The sequence below is a fragment of the Neisseria sp. HMSC15G01 genome (genome assembly GCF_001808255.1).
Taxonomy (GTDB): Bacteria; Pseudomonadota; Gammaproteobacteria; order Burkholderiales; family Neisseriaceae; genus Neisseria; species Neisseria subflava_A.
Genome location: NZ_KV792697.1, coordinates 35,791 through 54,468, shown reverse-complemented (window position 1 = coordinate 54,468; position 18,678 = coordinate 35,791). Strand labels below are relative to the sequence as shown.

Here is an 18,678-nt window from a genome sequence, read left to right as displayed (position 1 = left end):
CGGGTTCAGCAGCCGCAATTTTTTATGTATTCGATTATTCGGCAAGAAAATAGGATGACAAAATTATAGCGAAATTAAAGATATAATGCCAATATTAAACAATTTATTACGCTCAAAATGGCCAAAGGCCGTCTGAAACTTGAGACACATTTACTGTTTTAATCATCCAGCGCATCTTCATCCAAGGATTTCAACCATTTCAGCTTTTCGCCGATTTTGATTTCCAGCCCGCGCGGGACGGGTTGGTAGAAGTCCGGTTCGTCCAAGCCGTCGGGCATATAGCTTTCTCCAGCAGCGTAGGCATTGGGTTCATCATGGGCATAGCGGTATTCGCGTCCGTAGCCCAATTCTTTCATCAACTTGGTCGGGGCGTTGCGCAGGTGGACGGGTACTTCGTCGCTGGCGTTTTCTTTGACGAAGCGGCGCATTTGGTTGTATGCCTTATAGCCTGCATTGGATTTAGCGGCTGCGGCGAGATACAACACGGCTTGAGCTAAAGCGAGTTCCCCTTCTGGCGAGCCTAAGCGCTCATAAGTAGCGGCAGCATCATTGGCAATCGTTAAAGCACGCGGATCGGCCAAGCCGATATCTTCCCATGCCATGCGGACAATGCGGCGGGCAAGATAGCGCGGGTCAGTACCGCCGTCGAGCATACGGCAGAACCAATACAATGCCGCGTTAGGATGCGAACCGCGCACGGATTTGTGCAGGGCGGAGATTTGGTTGTAGAAACTCTCACCGCCTTTGTCGAAACGGCGGATTTGCGCGCCCAAACTATCAGCAAGGAATTCGGCGGTTAAGGTTTTCAGACGGCGTGTATTAGCAGCGCGTAAAAGCTGCTCGATCAAGTTCAACAATCTGCGCGCATCGCCGTCGGCAGTATTGACGAGCAGCTCCTGCGCATCTGCTTCAATCGTAAAACCTTGGTATTCGGGCAAAGCCAATACTTTGGCAATCAGCTTCTTCAGGTCGTCTGAAGACAAGGATTGCAAAACATACACCTGCGCCCTGCTGAGCAATGCCGGATTGACTTCAAATGACGGGTTTTCCGTGGTAGCGCCGATAAAGGTTAATAAACCGCTTTCGACATAAGGCAAAAATGCGTCCTGTTGCGCTTTGTTGAAGCGGTGTACCTCGTCAACAAACAAAATTGTCGCGCGCCCTTGCTGCAAGGCAATTTCAGCTTTCTCAATTGCCTCTCGTATGTCTTTTACACCTGAAAATACGGCGGAAACCGGCAGAAACTGGGCATTGAAACTCTGCGCCAAAATCCGCGCCAACGTCGTCTTGCCCACGCCCGGCGGCCCCCACAGCAACATAGAATGCGGCTTCCCGCCTTCCACCGCCACGCGCAAAGGTTTACCTTCGCCGATTAAGTGCTGCTGCCCGATGACATCGTCTAAAGAATGCGGGCGCAGGCGTTCGGCAAGCGGCGCATCAGGTTGGCGGGTAAAGAGGTCGGCCATGGCGGTTTCCGTGAAAGAGGGTTTTCAGACGACGTGGATTATAGCAGGTCATATGAAAGCGGATTAACGCTCTTTGGGCATAATATCAATATAGTTTTTATTCAAAATTTGCAGGAATTTCCCACTGATAACGATACATTCTGTTGCTAATTTTGCGGCTTCCTTTTTTCCTTTGTTGTTTTCAGCAGTCGGCGGGCAGAAGACCTTAGTGTCGCCTAAGTTCCAAGCCATATAGCCGTATAGGGCGTTGTTACGCTGTTCGGGGATTGAAGAACAGGAAATGCCTTTTTTTACTTTTTCTTTTTCTGAAAGTGCAGAGCATTTGAATTTTTGTTTTAACTTGAACAAGTCATTTCTGTCAATTCCGCTGGTTTCTTGGAAGCCATTGTTTTGTTGAAAATTATTATGTAATAAGTACCATGAGGAATTCTCAGGGGTTTCGGCAAAACGAGCAAAATGGACTGAGTTTAGTGATAGTTTATTGCTTGGGATTAAATGAAGAAAAATTACGTATGCATGAGTTAAAAATAAGAATATAAAAATCTTTATATTTCTTTTGTAATCTTTATCAAATCCTAACATGCAAGCTGTGGAACATGTTGTAAATATAAAAAATAAAAATGATATAAATGTAAGTGTATCTGATATAAGAGGATATAAAAAATGATAATCTAATACACAGGAAAATATGTAAAAAATTGAAAAAGATACAATCGGCTTTGAAGTATTCCATCCTTGCCCTGATTTAGCGTTTATTCCTAATAAAAATGCCACGAAAAATTTGAAATATAAAAATAATACTATGCCTCCAAAAATAGTAGCAGTAGCTATTAAAGCAGGTGGATTAGTAATTACTTCAGGAAAAATGCTTAATTGATCTATGATTTTAAGATAATCATATATAAAAAATCCACCAATAAATGTTCCTAATATTGCTGAGAACCCTAATAATTTACTGATGATTTCCAAATAATCAGAGAGTTTTCTTTGCTCTTCTGGTTGCTCAACTGTCTCAGCTTGTTTAATTTCCTCCTGTTGTGTAGCAGCATTATTTTTAGCAGCATTTTCTTCCGCTTTCTTTGAGTTTTTATTTTTTTCTTGAACATCTCCATTCCATAATTTTTTAAAAAATTTACATAAGCGTGTAAGTTTATTTTTATTCTGTACATTGTCTTTTGATTCAGGCTGCTTATTTTCAGCGGTGTGCTCTGACTGCTCTTGAATGCCTTTGTCAGCCGTTTTTTCTTGATTTTCTTTAGGGTTTTGCGTGTTTTTGTTTAAGTTAGCTTTTGATTTGTTTTTTGATTTAACCGGTTTAACCATTGATCAATCCTCTTTTTTCCCAAAAAAGACGGATTATACCCGACTTTCACAATCCCCCATCTCACACCGCTTACGGTATAATATGCACTTGTTTAAAGACTTTGCGGGGCGTTTCAGACGACCTTGCGGCAAGGGATGGCTATGAATATGAAAAAGATTGTTGCCGTTGCTTCTGTGGCGGCGTTGTTGGGCGGTTGCGCTTATGATTCAGACTCGGCGTTCGGCGGTTTGGGCGGTGGTACGGGTATTGGCGGCAGCGTGGTGAAAATGGCGGTCGATCATCAGTGCCGTTCGGAGTTGAACAAGCGCAATGAGTGGCGTTTGATTGCGCTGACGATGAGCGCGGACAAGCAGCGCGAGTGGGAAGACAAAATCTGCGGCTGCGCGAGCGAGGAGGCGCCGAATCAGGTGTCCGCGCAAGAGTTGATGGATGTTTTGAATCCTTCTTCGCGCGATCGGGCGATTGCGTCGGTAACGGTGAAAACCGTCAATGCTTGTTTCAAGCGTCTGTATAGATAATGTTTTTCAGACGAACTCTGTGTATCGGGGTTGTCTGAAAGTTTATAGTGGATTAAGGTCGAGATAGGGCGGCTTGCGGGATGGTTCGCAGGCGGATTTTCTGTTTTGACCGGCAATATTTTTGTTTTTATAGAGAAGAAATCATGAAATATATCAGCACCCGCGGTGCAACCGCACGCAAGCAATTCAGCGAAGTTTTATTGATGGGTTTGGCTCCTGACGGCGGTTTGATGCTACCTGAGCAATACCCTCAAATCGACCGTGCCACTTTAGACCAATGGCGCACACTCAGCTATCCTGAGCTGGCGTTTGAAGTCATGAGCCTGTTTGCCACCGACATTCCTGCTGATGATTTACGTGACATTATCAACCGTACCTACACCGAAGAAGTATTCGGCACAAAAGCCATTACTCCGGTTCGTACACTTTCAGACGGCATCAAAATTCAAGCCCTCTCCAACGGCCCGACTTTGGCATTCAAAGACATGGCCATGCAATTCTTGGGCAATGCGTTTGAATATGTATTGAACAAAGAAGGCAAAGAACTCAATATCTTAGGCGCCACCAGTGGCGACACCGGCTCTGCCGCCGAATATGCCCTGCGCGGTAAAAAAGGCGTCAATGTCTTCATGCTGTCTCCGGAAGGCAAAATGAGCGCATTCCAACGCGCGCAAATGTTCAGCTTGCAAGATGCCAACATCCACAACATCGCTGTTGAAGGCATGTTTGACGACTGCCAAGACATCGTCAAAGCCGTACAAAACGATGCCGAATTCAAAGCCAAATACCACATCGGCACAGTCAACTCCATCAACTGGGGACGCATTGTCGCCCAAGTCGTGTACTACTTTGCCGGTTATTTCAACGCCACTTCGAGCAATGACGAAAAAGTCAGCTTCTGCGTACCAAGCGGCAACTTCGGCAATGTCTGCGCCGGCCATATCGCTCGTCAAATGGGCCTGCCCATCCACCGCTTGATTGTCGCCACCAATGAAAACGACGTATTGGACGAGTTTTTCAAAACCGGCGCATACCGCCCTCGCAACAGTGAACACACCCACGTCACATCCAGCCCGTCTATGGATATTTCCAAAGCCTCCAACTTCGAGCGTTTTGTGTTTGACCTGATGGGCCGCGATGCGGACGAAATCAAAACCTTATGGGCTGAAGTAGGTTCCGGCAAAGGTTTCAATTTGGAATTTGCCTTAAACAAAGTACATCAACAATATGGCTTTGTTTCCGGCAAATCGACCCATGCCAACCGCCTTGCCGCCATCAAACAGGTTTACGAGCAGGACCGTGAATTGATTGATCCGCATACAGCCGATGGCATCAAAGTAGCGCGTGAAGTACGCGAAGCCGGCGAAACCATTGTCTGCCTCGAAACCGCATTGGCTGCCAAATTTGAAGCCACCATCCATGAAGCGGTCGGCGAAGTTTCCATCCCCCGCCCAGCCGCACTGGAAGGCTTGGAAAACCTGCCGCAACGTGTCCGTGTTGTCCCTAATAACGCAACAACAGTGAAAGACATCATTAAGGAAGCTTTGGCTTAACCGGCTGTCTTTGACGACTGAAGAGGCCGTCTGAAACTTTTTCAGACGGCCGCGACTGGTGTTTATGAAGTAGGCAGCGTTATTGCCAATCCAACCGCATTACAGTCGTTATCATATAAAATCAAGGCGTTAAAACAATACCAACTCCTTTTGACTTTCAATTGCAAACATTGTAATGACAGATATTTTCGTTTAGAATTGCATGTTTGCTCTAAATCTGGATTGATATGCAGACAACACAAGCCACATCCAACTGGGAGCTGTACAAGCGTTTGCTTGGATATTTAAAAAGCTATTGGAAGATGTTTATCGTCTCCGTAGTGGCCATGCTGATTGTCGCCGGTACGATGCCGGCTTTCGGTTACTTGCTCAAACCTTTGATTAATGAAGGTTTTGTCGATAAAAACATGAAAAGCATGTCATGGTTGCCGCTGGCAATTGTGGCGCTGTTTTTCATTCGCGGCCTGTTCAACTTCATTAACGAATATTGCACGACTTATCTGTCCAGCCACTTGGTGCAGCGCTTGCGCGGTGAAATGTTCAACAAAATGATGCACCTGCCGACTTCGTATTTCAGCAGCAATACCGGCGGCCGTTTGATGTCTCGTATCTTGAACGACGTCAATCAAATTACCGATGCAGGGTTTAACGTCATTACCGTGATTGCTAAAGACGGCGTGAGCGTAGTCGGCCTATTGGGCTTGCTAACTTATCTGAACTGGCGTTTGACCCTGATTACTTTTATCATCTTGCCGGTTGTTGCTGTATGTATCCAAACAGTCAGCAAACGCTTGCGCAAACTGTCTGCCAACAACCAAATTTATCTTGGCCAGCTGATGCAGGTCTTGGGCGAAAGCATTAATGGTGAACGCGTTGTAAAAATCTACGGCGGTCAAGATTATGAAAACCGCCGCTTCAACCGTATTGCCGACGATGTGCGCCGCAACCTGCTCAAACAGGTTTCCGCCAGCTCTGCGGGTACCGGCATTACGCAATTAATGGCCTCGGTTGCTCTGGCTGCGATTATTTACGCAGCCGCCCGCCAAGCAGGGCTTTCCGGCTTCAGTGCAGGCGATTTTATGTCGTTTTTGTCGAGCATGATCATGATGTTTGACCCCATCAAACGCATGACCGGTGTGATGCAATCCCTGCAACGCGGTTTGGCGGCGGCAGAAAGTGTCTTCACCTTTTTGGATCAACCTGAAGAAAGCAACGAAGGCAAACAAATTCTCAGCCCAAACCCTGGCGATATCGAATTTTGCAATGTTGTACACCGCTATCCTGAAGCCGAACGCAACAGCTTGAACCACATTAACCTGCTTGTACCGCAAGGCAAAGTGACCGCATTGGTCGGCGCATCAGGCTGCGGTAAAACCACCCTGGCCAATATGTTGCCGCGCTTCCTTAATCCGGATGAAGGCAAGGTTTTGATTGGCGGCGTCAACATCAATGAATATACGCTCGAAAACCTGCGCAGCCGCATGGCATTCGTCAGCCAAAATGTTGTCCTGTTTAATGGTACGATTGCTGAAAACATTGCCTATGCTCAAGCTGATAAATTCAGCGAAGAAGAAATTATCAATGCTGCAAAAGCCGCGAATGCTTGGGAATTTATCCAAAAAATGCCGCAAGGCTTGCACACTGAAGTCGGCGAAAACGGTTTAAAACTGTCCGGCGGCCAACGTCAACGCCTCGCCATTGCGCGTGCACTTTTGAAAAATGCACCGATTTTGATTTTGGACGAAGCCACCAGCGCATTGGATAATGAATCTGAACGTTTGGTGCAAACCGCATTGGAAAATCTGATGCAAAACCGTACCACATTGGTGATTGCCCACCGACTTTCGACCATCGAAAAAGCCGACAATATTGTTGTCATGCACGAAGGCAATGTAGTCGAACAAGGCACTCATCATGAATTGATCAACGCAGGCGGACGCTATTCCGACCTGCACAGCCTCAGCGAAAAATCAGCCAAACCGGCAAGCAAGTAGCTGAACACCATATTCCATTCTTTTTATTAACCTTGGCCGCCCCGACCTATCCTTTTCAGACGGCCTTATCCGACAGGAAATATCAATGGCAGCATTCAACACCCAGAAAGTCTTGTCCGTACACCACTGGACCGACGCTTACTTCACTTTCACCTGCACCCGTGACGAATCTTTGCGCTTTGAAAACGGCCAATTCGTCATGGTCGGCCTGATGGTAGACGGCAAACCACTGATGCGCGCATACAGCGTGGCTTCCGCCAACTGGGAAGAGCATCTGGAATTTTTCAGTATCAAAGTACAAGACGGCCCATTGACCAGCCGCCTACAACACCTTAAAGTCGGCGACGATGTCCTTATCAGTAAAAAACCGACCGGTACATTGGTTGCCGGCGACCTGAATCCGAGTAAACACCTCTACCTCTTGAGCACCGGTACCGGCATCGCCCCTTTCTTGAGCATTACCAAAGACCCTGAAATTTACGAGCAATTCGAAAAAATCATCTTGGTTCACGGCGTACGCTACAAAAAAGACTTGGCATACTACGACCGCTTCACCAAAGAATTGCCCGAACACGAATACCTGGGCGACTTGGTTAAAGAAAAACTGATTTACTATCCAATCGTTTCACGCGAAGAATATGTACACCAAGGCCGTCTGACCGATTTGATGCGCAGCGGCAAACTCTTCGAAGACATCGGCCTGCCTAAAATCAATCCGCAAGACGACCGCGCCATGCTGTGCGGCAGCCCTGCCATGTTGAAAGACACCTGCAGCGTCTTGGACGAATTCGGCCTGACCGTTTCTCCGAAAACCGGCGTTCGCGGCGACTACCTGATTGAGCGCGCATTCGTCGATCAATAACGTACGTCAGCAACAGGCCGTCTGAAACCCTTCTTTCAGACGGCCTAAACCTTAATAATTTATCCCACATTATGCCTACTCTACTCATCATCCGTCCGTCCAACCGTCCACAGCAAGATATCCAAACCTGCCATGCAGCCGGTTGGCAGGCTCAGGTATTGAGTCCGATTGAAATAGAGTTGGATCATTCGGCGCTAAAAAAACTTCCCGAACAATTCAAGCAAGCCGATGTGGTGTTTTGGGTCAGCCCGACCGCTATTGAAACTGCAGTACCGTGTCTGACCTTTTCAGACGGCCCTAAAGTACACATTACCGTCGGCCAAACCAGCCAACATACTTTGGCACAATTCTCCCCCTATCCCGCCTTCTCTCCCGAAGATGGTAACGACAGCGAAGCCGTCTTGAGAATGCCTATTTGGAAAACCCTGCCACCCAACGCCCGAGTTCTAATCATTCGAGGCCATGGAGGCCGTGATTTTCTAGCAGACAAACTGACCGAACTGGGTTTCCAAATCAACATCGCTGAAATCTATTTCAGACGGCCACACGCCATCGATTGGCAGAACTTTAAAACTGAAGACATCGCCGCCGCCTACGTTACATCCGGCGAGCTCGCGCGCGAATTTTTCCATCAGATTCCGCCGCAATTTTCCCGATTCTTCGAATCCTTGCTATACTTTACCCACCATCCTCGCATTGCCGATGCGCTTCGCATCGTCGGTGCCAAACATGTAGAAACCGTCACTTCTTTATCCGCTGCACTTTCATCCATACCACAAAGGAGCCAAGCAGTGAACCCAGTCGAAGACAATAAAGATACCCAACAAGTTGCCAATACGGCAACTACGGCGCCTGAACGTTCTGAAAACACCAGGCCGTCTGAACAAATCAAACCTACCCAACCTCAGCGAGTGGAGGCGAGCATGCCCGAGTCCAACAATCTCCCACAAAACAACGCCCCTGTTATCATCAAACAATCTGGCGGCAAAGCCTTGGCCGCAGGTGCGATCGTCTTGGCACTGCTTGGCCTAGGCGCGAGCGGATTCCTGTTTGTACAGGGTCAAAATGTTTTAAAAAACCAAGAGCTCGAATTCAACCAAAAAATCGACAAAGCTGCGTTAGGCGAATCTGAAAACTCCAGCCTTTTAAAAGACAACCTCAACCGCCAAACCGCTATTCAGACCGAGTTAGACCGCCTGAACAACGGTCAAAAAAACAATAGTGATCAAATCCTGCAAACGCAGAAAGCTTATCAAGAGTTACTCAAAGGCCGTATCAACTGGCTGGTTGACGAAGCCGAATCCATGCTGAACACTGCTTCGCAACAATTGATGCTGTCAGGCAACCTACAAGGCGCGGTCAGCGTATTGGAACACATCGACAGTCGCTTAAGCCGTTTTGAACAGCCTGAACTTATCCCCGTCAAACAAGCCATCAGCAATGATTTGGCCGCACTGAAAAACCGTCCTTATGTCGATATTTCCGCTACAGCCTTGCGTATCGACCGTTTGGAAACCGGTATTTCCGGCCTGCCTTTAGTCTTGGACGGCGTATTGAAACCAGGTGCCGCGCCTGTCGAAGCCACCAATTCAGGAACCTGGTGGGAAAACACATGGGAGAAATCCCTCAATGCCCTCAAAGGCTTGGTTGAAGTCCGTCATCTGGACAGCAACGACGCCATGTTGATTTCGCCCGAACAAACCTACTTCATCCGTGAAAACCTGCGCCTACGCCTTTTGGATGCGCGCATTGCCCTGTTGCAACACAATGGCGAAGTGTACCAAAGCGATTTGAACAACGTTGAAGCAACCGTGAAGCAATACTTCGACAGCAAATCCCCTGCTACCCAGTCATGGTTGAAAGAGTTGGCCGAACTCAAAGCCCTTGATGTCCGCATGATTTCAGACGACAGCCTGAAAGCCAGCTTGAGCGCCGTTCGTGCTTATCAAGAAGGTTCGCGTACACAAATGACGACCGAAGAAGCTACGCAAACCCAAGCTGCCGAGAAAACCGCTTCCGCTCCGGCTGCAGCTACCGAACAAGCCACGACTGCCGCACCGGCTGCCGCTTCTGCCCCTCAATCTCTGGAAGCACCTGCTTTGCCGTCTGAAAACAAAAAAGAACCGGCCGCCGAAGCTGCCAAACCACAAAACCAAACCAAGCCTGCTGCCAAAATTAAAGGAGAGCAAGCATGAAAACCGTCGTTTGGATTGTCATTCTGTTTGCCGCCGCCGTTGGTTTAGCGTTGGCTTCCGGCATTTATACAGGTAACGTGTATGTCGTGGTTGAGCAAACCATGCTGCGTATCAATCTGCATGCCTTTGTTTTAGGCCTGCTGTTGAGCGTATTCGTCTTGTATTTCCTGATTAAATTCGTGTTCGGCCTCTTAAATATTCCAGCGCGTATGCAACGCTTCGGCATTGCCCGCAAAGGCCGTCAGGCTTCCGCCTCTTTGAACAGCGCAGGTTTGGCATATTTTGAAGGCCGTTTTGAAAAAGCCGAACAAGAAGCCGCCAAAGTCTTGCAAAACAAAGAAGCAGGCGACAACCGTACCCTGGCTTTGATGTTGGGCGCGCACGCGGCCGACCAAATGGAAAACTTCGAACTGCGCGACCGCTACCTGCACGAAATCGAACACCTTCCGCAAAAACAACAGCTTTCCCGTCATCTTTTGCTGGCTGAATCCGCACTGGGCTGCCGCGATTATCCGACTGCCGCACAAAATCTTGAAGCCGCAGCCAAAATCAACGGCAACTTAAGCCGCTTGGTGCGCCTGCAATTGCGTTATGCCTTTGATCACGGCGATGCTTCAGATGTCTTGGCAAAAGCGGAAAAACTGGTCAAAGCCGGCGCTATCAACGATTACGAAGCAGAACAGTATCAGAACTGGGCATATCGCCGCCTCTTGAGCGAAGTAACCGATGCAGGCCGTCTGAAAGCCTGTTTGAAACAGATTCCCGAAAGTGTGAAGTCTGGCGAATTGTGCGTCGCGATTGCCGAAAAATACGAGCGCTTGGGCTTGTATGCCGAAGCGGTCAAATGGGTAAAAAACCATTATCCGCAAAACCGCCAGCCCGAGCTTTTGAAAGCATTTGTCGAATCCGTTCGTTTCCTAAGCGAGCGCGACCAGCAAAAAGCCATTGATTTGGCAGATTCTTGGTTGCAGGAACAACCGGACAATGCACCACTGTTGATGTATCTTGGCCAACTGGCTTACGGACGCAAACTTTGGGGCAAAGCCCAAGGCTACCTCGAAGCCAGCATTGCCCTGCAACCCAGCGTATCTGCGCATTTGGTCTTGGCTCGCGTGTTTGATGAAACCGATCAGCCGCAAAAAGCGCAAGAACAACGCAATCTGGTTTTGGAAAGCGTGGCCGAAGAAGAACATCCGGCAGCCCTTCCCCAACCAAATTAATGTGCTGATTTCGCATTAAGCGATAATATGAAATCTACAACAGAACCAATCATTTAATCATTTCAGACGGCCTCAATACATATCTAAGGCCGTCTGAACTTTGTCCAACACACCAAATCAGAAAGCCTATTTATCATGACTGCTCTGAAAAACGACACTTTCCTCCGCGCCCTGCTCAAACAGCCTGTCGAATACACGCCCATCTGGATGATGCGCCAAGCCGGACGCTATCTGCCTGAATACAAAGCCACACGCGCACGCGCAGGCAGCTTTCTCGATTTGTGTAAAAACACCGAGCTGGCAACCGAAGTTACCATCCAGCCTTTAGAACGTTTTGATCTGGACGCAGCGATTCTGTTTTCCGACATTCTGACCGTACCCGACGCCATGGGTTTGGGTCTGTATTTTGCCGAAGGCGAAGGCCCGAAATTTGAACGTGCCTTGCAACACGAAGCCGACATTGCCAAACTGCAAGTTCCCGATATGGAAAAACTGCAATACGTCTTTGACGCAGTAACTTCCATCCGTAAAGCACTGGGCGGCCGCGTGCCACTCATCGGCTTCTCCGGCAGCCCGTTCACACTCGCCTGCTACATGGTCGAAGGCGGCAGCAGCAAAGAATTCCGCACCATCAAAACAATGATGTATTCGCGCCCTGATTTACTGCATAAAATCCTCGACACCAACGCCCAAGCCGTTACCGCTTATCTCAATGCCCAAATCGATGCCGGCGCACAAGCCGTACAAATTTTCGATACTTGGGGCGGCGTGTTGAGCGATGCCGCATTTAAAGAATTCAGCCTGAAGTACATCCGACAAATCGTTGCCGGACTCAAACGCGAAAGCGAAGGCCGCCGCGTGCCTGTTATCGTATTTGCCAAAGGCGGCGGCTTATGGCTGGAAAGCATGGCAGAAATCGGCGCAGACGCATTGGGCCTGGACTGGACCTGCAACATCGGCGAAGCACGCCGTCGCGTCGGCGAACAAGTTGCCCTGCAAGGCAACTTCGACCCGTTTGCCCTCTTCGGCACACCAGAATCTATCCGCACCGAGGTCGCACGCATCCTCGCCGACTACGGCAACGGCAGCGGCCATGTATTCAACCTCGGCCACGGTATCAACCAACACGCCAATCCGGAACACGCTAAAATTTTGGTCGATACCGTACACGAATTGTCCCGTCAGTATCACCGTTAATTAAAGCAACTCAAAGGCCGTCTGAAAACAAAAAACACGATTATCGTGTAAATTTGTTTTTAGACGGTTTTTCTATATACTTAATATCTGAAGCTTATCAGCTGACACCTTCAAACTTAAAAACACATCCACTCCCTCTACCGAATATGAATTTTTTAAAAGACATCACCTGGACCGAAATTTTTATCTTCGCCCACACCTGCGCCGCACTCGTCTGCATGCTGCGCGTGTTGTACAAACAAAAAAATATCGGCTCAACCTTTGCCTGGCTAATTATCCTCTTCCTTTTCCCCGTGTTCGGAACCATCGCCTACATCCTTATCGGCGAGCCGCGTCTCGGCACGGCCCGCGCCAAACGTACCGGCGAAATGAACCGCTTCTACCGCAACTTTGCCGCCACCCATCTAGCCGATATCTATCTCGACATTGCCGACCAAGTCAAATCACGTTACCACGGCATCAGTAAAGTTGCCGAAAAAGGAACGGGGCTGGGTGCCACCAAAGGCAACGCCATGAGCCTGCTCCCAACCACCGATGCCATCATCGACAGCATGCTCGCAGACATACGCGCCGCAACCCATTCCTGCCTGCTGGCCTTTTACATTATCGAGCCCAAAGGCCGCATCGAAGAAATTTTAAATGAAATTCTTGCTGCCGCAGATCGAGGCGTTGACTGCGCCATTCTGGCCGATGCCGTCGGCAGCAGGAGCTTTTTTGAAAGCGATTGGGTAGAAATACTGCGCCAAGCAGGCGTTGAAGTACATACCTCATTACCTGTCGGCATCTGGCGTACACTATTCACGCGCACCGATCTGCGCAACCACCGCAAAATCCTCGTTATCGACAGCAAAATCGGTTACACAGGCAGCTTCAACCTTGTCGACCCCCGCTATTTCAAACAAAACTCCGGCGTCGGAGAATGGGTAGATGTCATGATGCGCTGTACAGGGCCTATGGTTTTGGAACTATCTGCCGTCTTCTTCGCAGACCTCGCCGTCGAAACCGATGAAAACCTCCAAAACGTACAAACATACCTCAATCAAGCCCAGAGTCTGCTGCCCCAAATCCTTCCTGAAAAAATGCAACAAGGCGATATTGTTGCCCAAATCATTCCATCCGCCCCCGAGCAAGGCAGCTTCGTTATTTACGAAACCATCATCAGCGCCATCTATGCCGCCACCAAACAAATCACGATTACCACCCCCTACTTTGTCCCTGACGAGCCGCTTCTCATGGCGTTAACCGTTGCCGCCAAACGCGGCGTCAAAGTGACCCTGATACTGCCTGCCAAAGTCGATTCACTGATGGTGCGCTATGCCTCACGCGCCTACTACCCTATGTTGCTGGAAGCCGGTGTCAAAATCGCCATGTTTGAAGGCGGTCTTCTGCATGCCAAAACCATGACCATTGACGAAGACTACTCCCTCTTCGGCACGGTCAATATGGACATGCGCAGCTTCTTCCTCAACCTAGAAATCAGCCTTGCTATCTACGATCGCGATACCACTAAACAAATCTGCCACCTACAGCGCAGCTACCTTAAAAACAGCAGCTACATTGCCATCAAATCATGGCAACAACGCTCCAAACTCCGCGGCTTCGTGGAAAATGCCGTCCGTCTAATGAGCCCTTTGCTGTAAAAAATAAATATTTAGGCCGTCTGAAAAGTACTTTTCAGACGGCCTTTTAAATAAAACGCTGATAGATAAAATTCTTTATTGACAGATATTCAAGCTATCCCTTCTCTCCCTCTCGGAAAAAGTAAGACTCAACCCATTTCCCAACCAAAGAATCTTTACTAAATTTAACTAAAATATAAACTAATTGATTTCTATAAAAATCCTATTAATTTGAGACTGGAATAAAACAGAATATATTTATTAATATCTATTAAGAATTTGATAATCATTATTATAACAATTAGAATAAACAGTCAATTTTTTACTTAGGAAAAATCATGAATAAGGTCTCCTCTCCTGTATTCCGCCTTAGTATCATTACACTCGCATTATCAACAAGCTTCGCTCATGCCGAAAATTTGCAACCCGCAGAAACTGCCGAGCTGAATGAAATTAAGGTCACCGGTACTGCCGTACCGACTCGTGTAACCCGCAACCAGCTCGATCGCGAAATTTCGACCGATTTAAAACAAGTCATGAAAGATCAAATCGGTATGGATGTCGGCGGCGGCAACGGCGTGGCGCAGTTTTACAGCATCCGCGGCGTTGGTGAAGACAAAATTAACCTAGAAGTCGACAACACCAGCCAATCCACAAAAATCTTCCACCACCAAAGCCGCTTCCAGCTTGATCCTGCTTTGGTGAAAAGCATCAACGTCGAAAAAGGCACAGGCGCGGCAAGCGCGGGTTTGGGTGCGGTCGGCGGTACCATCCGCGTAACAACGGTTGACGCAAAAGACCTGCTGACCGACGGCAAACCTTTCGGTTTCAAACTGGGCGCAGGCTTGAGCAGCAATAAAGGCTCAACCGGCAGCGCAGCGGTTTACGGCTATCAAAACGGCTTCGATGCCCTGTTTGCAGGCAACTTCCTCAACAACCGTGACTACAAAGACGGCAACGGCAATGTCAACCTCGGCAGTCGTCTGAAACAGCACAGCTACCTCGCCAAAATCGGCTACGACTTCAACGACGACCACGGCATCCGCCTGACCTACCGTCAGGAATACCAAAAAGGCAACCGCACCGACAAAGCCGAGTTCCAAAACGTTGACAGCTACATCGGCGTGGACGGCACTTATCAAAAAGAGCAGACCTACAATCTGGAATACCGTGGCCGTAACGTCGGCTTTATCGACAAAATCGATGCCAACGTCTTCCAAATCAACACCGATGACACCAAACCGCCTAAAGGCGCTCCTTCTCCAAAAGCCCAAGCTTCCGGGCACGGCGCAAGGCGGCGTTCCCATCGGTCAGCTTGAGCTAAGCAAAATCAAAGCGACCGGCGCGAATCTGAACCTCGCCAGCTCCTTCGGCGACGGACACATGGTGAAATACGGCGTCAACTACCGCTACGAAACCTCCGAGCCGTCCGACAAAGGCGCGTGGCTGAAGATTCTCGGCCTGTATGACCGCGACAAAGAGAAAAAAGCCGAATACGGCGTGTACGCGGAAGGCATTTGGAACCTGCACCCCGTTACCTTGACCACCGGCCTGCGTTACGACCATTTCAAATACAACGCCGCCAGCAAACAAAGCGCGTCGCACGGTCAACTCAACCCCAGCATCAGCGCGATTTGGGACATCAATGACAACTTCTCCCTCTTGGCAAACCTCAATCAGGCAAGCCGTGCGCCGCGTCTGAACGAAGCCCTGTTGGCTAACGAACGTGCAGGCGCTGCCGCCGATTTGGACAGCAACCTCAAAGCCGAAACCGCCCGCCGTGCTGAAATTGGCTTCAAATGGCGCAACGACAACTTCAACGTCAGCGGTAGCGTGTTCCACCAACGCATCAAAGACCTCATCGTCTATCGTTGGGCAAAAATCAACAACAACACCGCCTCCATCACCGAACGCGGCAAGATTTACAACGGCGGCACGCTCAAAACCTACGGCTACGAACTTGACGCATCCTACCGCTGGGGCGGTCTAATCGCGCGTGCCGGAGTGTCCTACGTCAAACCGCGTCTGAACGGCGAAATGTACTACGGCGAAAGCCCGATTCAAGCGGAAGACCACGAAAGCTCGTTCACCTTCTGGAACACCGGCCGCCAATGGCTGACCGGTCTGTCTTACCAGTTTGAAAACCCCAAACTTGAAATCGGCTGGCGCGGCCGCTACGCCCAAAGCGTGAAATACACCGACGTCGCCCGCGGACAAGGCACGATACACGGCAAGAAAGCCGGTTACGGCGTACACGACATCTACGCCAACTGGCAGCCGCTGAAAAAAGACAACCTGAACGTCAACTTCGCCGTCAACAACATCGGCAACAAACAATACCGTTCGCACAGCCAACGCTTCCCCGACGGCAACGGACGCGTGCCCTTCTACGAACGCGGCCGCGAGTTTGCCTTGGGCGTGAACTATCGTTTCTGATGATACGAACGACGTTATAAAGAAATTAAAGGCCGTCTGAAATTCAATTTTCAGACGGCCTTTTATAATTCGTAAATAATTTGATTTTAAAGTGTTTTCTCTCCCTTGCTAGTTACACAACGGATTATCCAGTCTTCAAATCGTCTCCATTGAACTTCTTTTCCGAATCGGTCATGATTTGATTCCTTCTGAAAACTGACTACTCATTCTTCCAATATAAATAAAATATTATATAGATCATCTTCAGTGCCGTCTGAAAATATCAGGCTGTATTTTTACATTTAACCATGCCGTTGGAGATTGATTCTATTTGTGCGTTTAAAAATACAATGCAAATATTCATTACACTTTTACTGTAAACCATTTGACAAAGTCATCTTTAAAGCTATAATATTTCTCATATATGATTTTTGTTATATATGTTTATTTATAGACAATCCATTCTTAAACAAGGAGCAATAAAATGAAACGAAACTTGGGTACTTTAGATCGCGTAATCCGTATTGTTATCGGTGTTGCGCTGATTGCTGCAGCCGCTACCGGACAAATTGGCTGGTGGGGTTGGCTGGGCATCATCCCCCTGGGTACAGCACTGATTGGCAACTGTGCGCTGTACAGCTTATTGGGCATCAACACCTGCCGTATCAACAAAAAATAACGAAGGCAAAACATGACTACGGTCGGACAACTCCCGCGAATTATGCCTTCCGAAGCAATGGCAAAAATCCGTGAGGGCGCGTTGGCAGTGGACATCCGAAGCCAAGCCGAATATCGGGGCGGGCATATTGGCGGCGCATTATCCCTTCCGCCTGAACAGTATCGAGACAAACTGCCCGATGATACAGCCCCATGCCTGATTTTTTATTGTCTGAGCGATAAACGTACAGCAGGGGCAGAAACAATATTGTCAGTGCTTGGCCAAGGTCGAGAATGCTATATTCTAGAAGGCGGCTTACAGGCATGGAAAGCTGCAGGGCTTTCAATTGTTGCCGACCGTGCCGCACCGGATATCATGCGGCAGGTGCAAACCATAGCGGGCAGTTTGATTCTGTTGGGCGTGCTGGCAGGTTGGCTGGTATCGCCTTGGTTTTATCTGATAGACGTGATGGTCGGCGCAGGCCTGTTAACGGCCGGACTAACCGGATTCTGCGGCATGGCACGCCTACTGGCCAAAATGCCATGGAACCCTTAAACAAAGGCCGTCTGAAAGTTACTGTCAAGGACATTATGACTGATAATTCGACCTCCTCATTTGCCGACAAGCGTGAAAAATGACCACTGCCGACAATCAACCTCCCTACGAAGAAGCCTCCGCTTTTCTCAAACTTCTGGCTAATCCCAACCGTCTCGCCGTATTGTGCAAACTACATGAAAGGCCGTACAATGTAACCGAGTTGGCTGAATCATCCGGACTGCCGCAAGCGGCAATGTCCAGCCAATTAGCGCTACTGCGTGAAGCCGGTTTGGTATCGTTTGAAGTAAACCACCGAGAGCGGCAATATTATATTGCCGACCCCCGAGTTAACGAGATGATACAGCTGCTGTATTTTTTTTTCTGTGCAGGAAAAGATTGAAATGTGGTTGTACTGCCTTAGAAAGGCTATTCGGAAAATTAACCTAAAAGGTCGTCTGAAAATTTTTCAGACGACCTTTTTATACTGCTTCTGTATTTACACTTAAAGCACGCGTACGTGCGTACCGCGCACACCCTACCTGCAGCTTTCATGCGGACTAATGCTTGCTGGTGATAAAGTTATTAAGGAATTTGTCAAATATGGAAAAGATTGAGAAATTTAAATCTGAATTATTGGATAACATCTTTGAGTACATTCAGTGTATATCCATTTTTGTCTATAAGAAAAAGATATATTATTTGATTGATTATAAGGCTAATTTCATATTAAACATGAAATTAGACTTAGATTTGGATTTTAAAAACGGTAATATTACGTTAGAACAGTATCAGGATGAAATGAATAGTTATTATTACCGAAACGGCATCTGGCAGTTAACTAAGGACAATTTTGAAAACTATCTTCAATCAGATTCGGTCGTCGTACTGGAAAAAGACGAATTGAAGGCGCTGATGTTACAGGGCTTTAATTTAAATGAGGCAGCAAGATTATATTCCGTTGTCGAGAACAAGTTGTCGTATGATGATCCTATTTCGGATTCTGGCCAACAAAGTGATTTCTTAAAAATCAATCAGATTTCTTCAAGATTACCGTTGTTCTATATTAATTTTGATACGGAAGTTTACCTTCATATGGATTGGGACAGATGTCATGAAGATT

Annotated in this window: 14 protein-coding genes and 2 pseudogenes; 14 read left to right on the top strand and 2 right to left on the bottom strand. The window is 48.1% G+C overall.

Going from position 1 to position 18,678, the window contains the following annotated elements; genetic code table 11:
* Nucleotides 1-158: 158 nt before the first annotated feature.
* Together HMPREF3139_RS09270 and HMPREF3139_RS09265 are read right to left on the bottom strand one after the other, a co-directional pair.
* A complete protein-coding gene (locus HMPREF3139_RS09270) occupies nucleotides 159-1,466 on the bottom strand; it encodes a replication-associated recombination protein A (protein ID WP_070461712.1) in 1,308 nt (435 codons plus the stop codon).
* Nucleotides 1,467-1,529: 63 nt separating this feature from the next.
* Nucleotides 1,530-2,789 (bottom strand): MFS transporter, encoded by a 1,260-nt coding sequence (locus tag HMPREF3139_RS09265; protein ID WP_070461710.1) that lies wholly within the window; start codon nucleotides 2,787-2,789, stop codon nucleotides 1,530-1,532.
* 147 nt (nucleotides 2,790-2,936) lie between these two features.
* Between HMPREF3139_RS09265 and HMPREF3139_RS09260 the strand changes: the two genes are divergently transcribed.
* From HMPREF3139_RS09260 to HMPREF3139_RS09200, 14 genes and pseudogenes are all read left to right on the top strand, one after another.
* On the top strand, nucleotides 2,937-3,308 hold the full coding sequence (locus HMPREF3139_RS09260; RefSeq protein ID WP_049229122.1) for a hypothetical protein: 372 nt from the start codon (nucleotides 2,937-2,939) through the stop codon (nucleotides 3,306-3,308).
* Nucleotides 3,309-3,451: 143 nt separating this feature from the next.
* Entirely contained in the window at nucleotides 3,452-4,861 is a 1,410-nt protein-coding gene (gene thrC / locus HMPREF3139_RS09255; protein WP_070461708.1) for a threonine synthase, read from the top strand.
* Between the two features lie 227 nt (nucleotides 4,862-5,088).
* Nucleotides 5,089-6,855: a lipid A export permease/ATP-binding protein MsbA gene (gene msbA, locus HMPREF3139_RS09250; protein ID WP_070461706.1), complete on the top strand. Its 1,767-nt coding sequence runs from the start codon at nucleotides 5,089-5,091 to the stop codon at nucleotides 6,853-6,855.
* A gap of 85 nt (nucleotides 6,856-6,940) precedes the next feature.
* Nucleotides 6,941-7,717: a ferredoxin--NADP reductase gene (locus HMPREF3139_RS09245; protein WP_070461704.1), complete on the top strand. Its 777-nt coding sequence runs from the start codon at nucleotides 6,941-6,943 to the stop codon at nucleotides 7,715-7,717.
* Nucleotides 7,718-7,788: 71 nt separating this feature from the next.
* Nucleotides 7,789-8,490, top strand: a pseudogene (locus HMPREF3139_RS11325) (uroporphyrinogen-III synthase); the annotation flags it as partial.
* A gap of 150 nt (nucleotides 8,491-8,640) precedes the next feature.
* Nucleotides 8,641-9,912: a uroporphyrinogen-III C-methyltransferase gene (locus HMPREF3139_RS11320; RefSeq protein WP_234395981.1), complete on the top strand. Its 1,272-nt coding sequence runs from the start codon at nucleotides 8,641-8,643 to the stop codon at nucleotides 9,910-9,912.
* Nucleotides 9,909-11,132 (top strand): heme biosynthesis protein HemY, encoded by a 1,224-nt coding sequence (locus HMPREF3139_RS09235; RefSeq protein ID WP_070461701.1) that lies wholly within the window; start codon nucleotides 9,909-9,911, stop codon nucleotides 11,130-11,132. The genes HMPREF3139_RS11320 and HMPREF3139_RS09235 overlap by 4 nt, the downstream gene beginning before the upstream one ends.
* A 135-nt stretch (nucleotides 11,133-11,267) precedes the next feature.
* Nucleotides 11,268-12,329: a uroporphyrinogen decarboxylase gene (gene hemE / locus HMPREF3139_RS09230; RefSeq protein WP_004519981.1), complete on the top strand. Its 1,062-nt coding sequence runs from the start codon at nucleotides 11,268-11,270 to the stop codon at nucleotides 12,327-12,329.
* 146 nt (nucleotides 12,330-12,475) lie between these two features.
* Complete coding sequence (cls, locus tag HMPREF3139_RS09225) at nucleotides 12,476-13,969, top strand: cardiolipin synthase (RefSeq protein ID WP_070461699.1); 1,494 nt, start codon at nucleotides 12,476-12,478, stop codon at nucleotides 13,967-13,969.
* A gap of 317 nt (nucleotides 13,970-14,286) precedes the next feature.
* Nucleotides 14,287-16,384 (top strand): annotated as a pseudogene (locus tag HMPREF3139_RS11370) (TonB-dependent receptor).
* A gap of 463 nt (nucleotides 16,385-16,847) precedes the next feature.
* On the top strand, nucleotides 16,848-17,042 hold the full coding sequence (locus tag HMPREF3139_RS09215) for a YgaP family membrane protein (protein ID WP_003685761.1): 195 nt from the start codon (nucleotides 16,848-16,850) through the stop codon (nucleotides 17,040-17,042).
* Between the two features lie 12 nt (nucleotides 17,043-17,054).
* The gene (locus HMPREF3139_RS09210; RefSeq protein WP_070461697.1) at nucleotides 17,055-17,576 is read left to right on the top strand and encodes a rhodanese-like domain-containing protein; all 522 of its coding nucleotides are present in this window, start codon (nucleotides 17,055-17,057) and stop codon (nucleotides 17,574-17,576) included.
* A gap of 79 nt (nucleotides 17,577-17,655) precedes the next feature.
* The gene (locus tag HMPREF3139_RS09205; RefSeq protein ID WP_070461695.1) at nucleotides 17,656-17,958 is read left to right on the top strand and encodes an ArsR/SmtB family transcription factor; all 303 of its coding nucleotides are present in this window, start codon (nucleotides 17,656-17,658) and stop codon (nucleotides 17,956-17,958) included.
* Nucleotides 17,959-18,158: 200 nt separating this feature from the next.
* Nucleotides 18,159-18,678, top strand: a 520-nt coding sequence (locus tag HMPREF3139_RS09200; RefSeq protein ID WP_070461940.1) for a hypothetical protein, incomplete at its 3' end; no start/stop codon positions are given.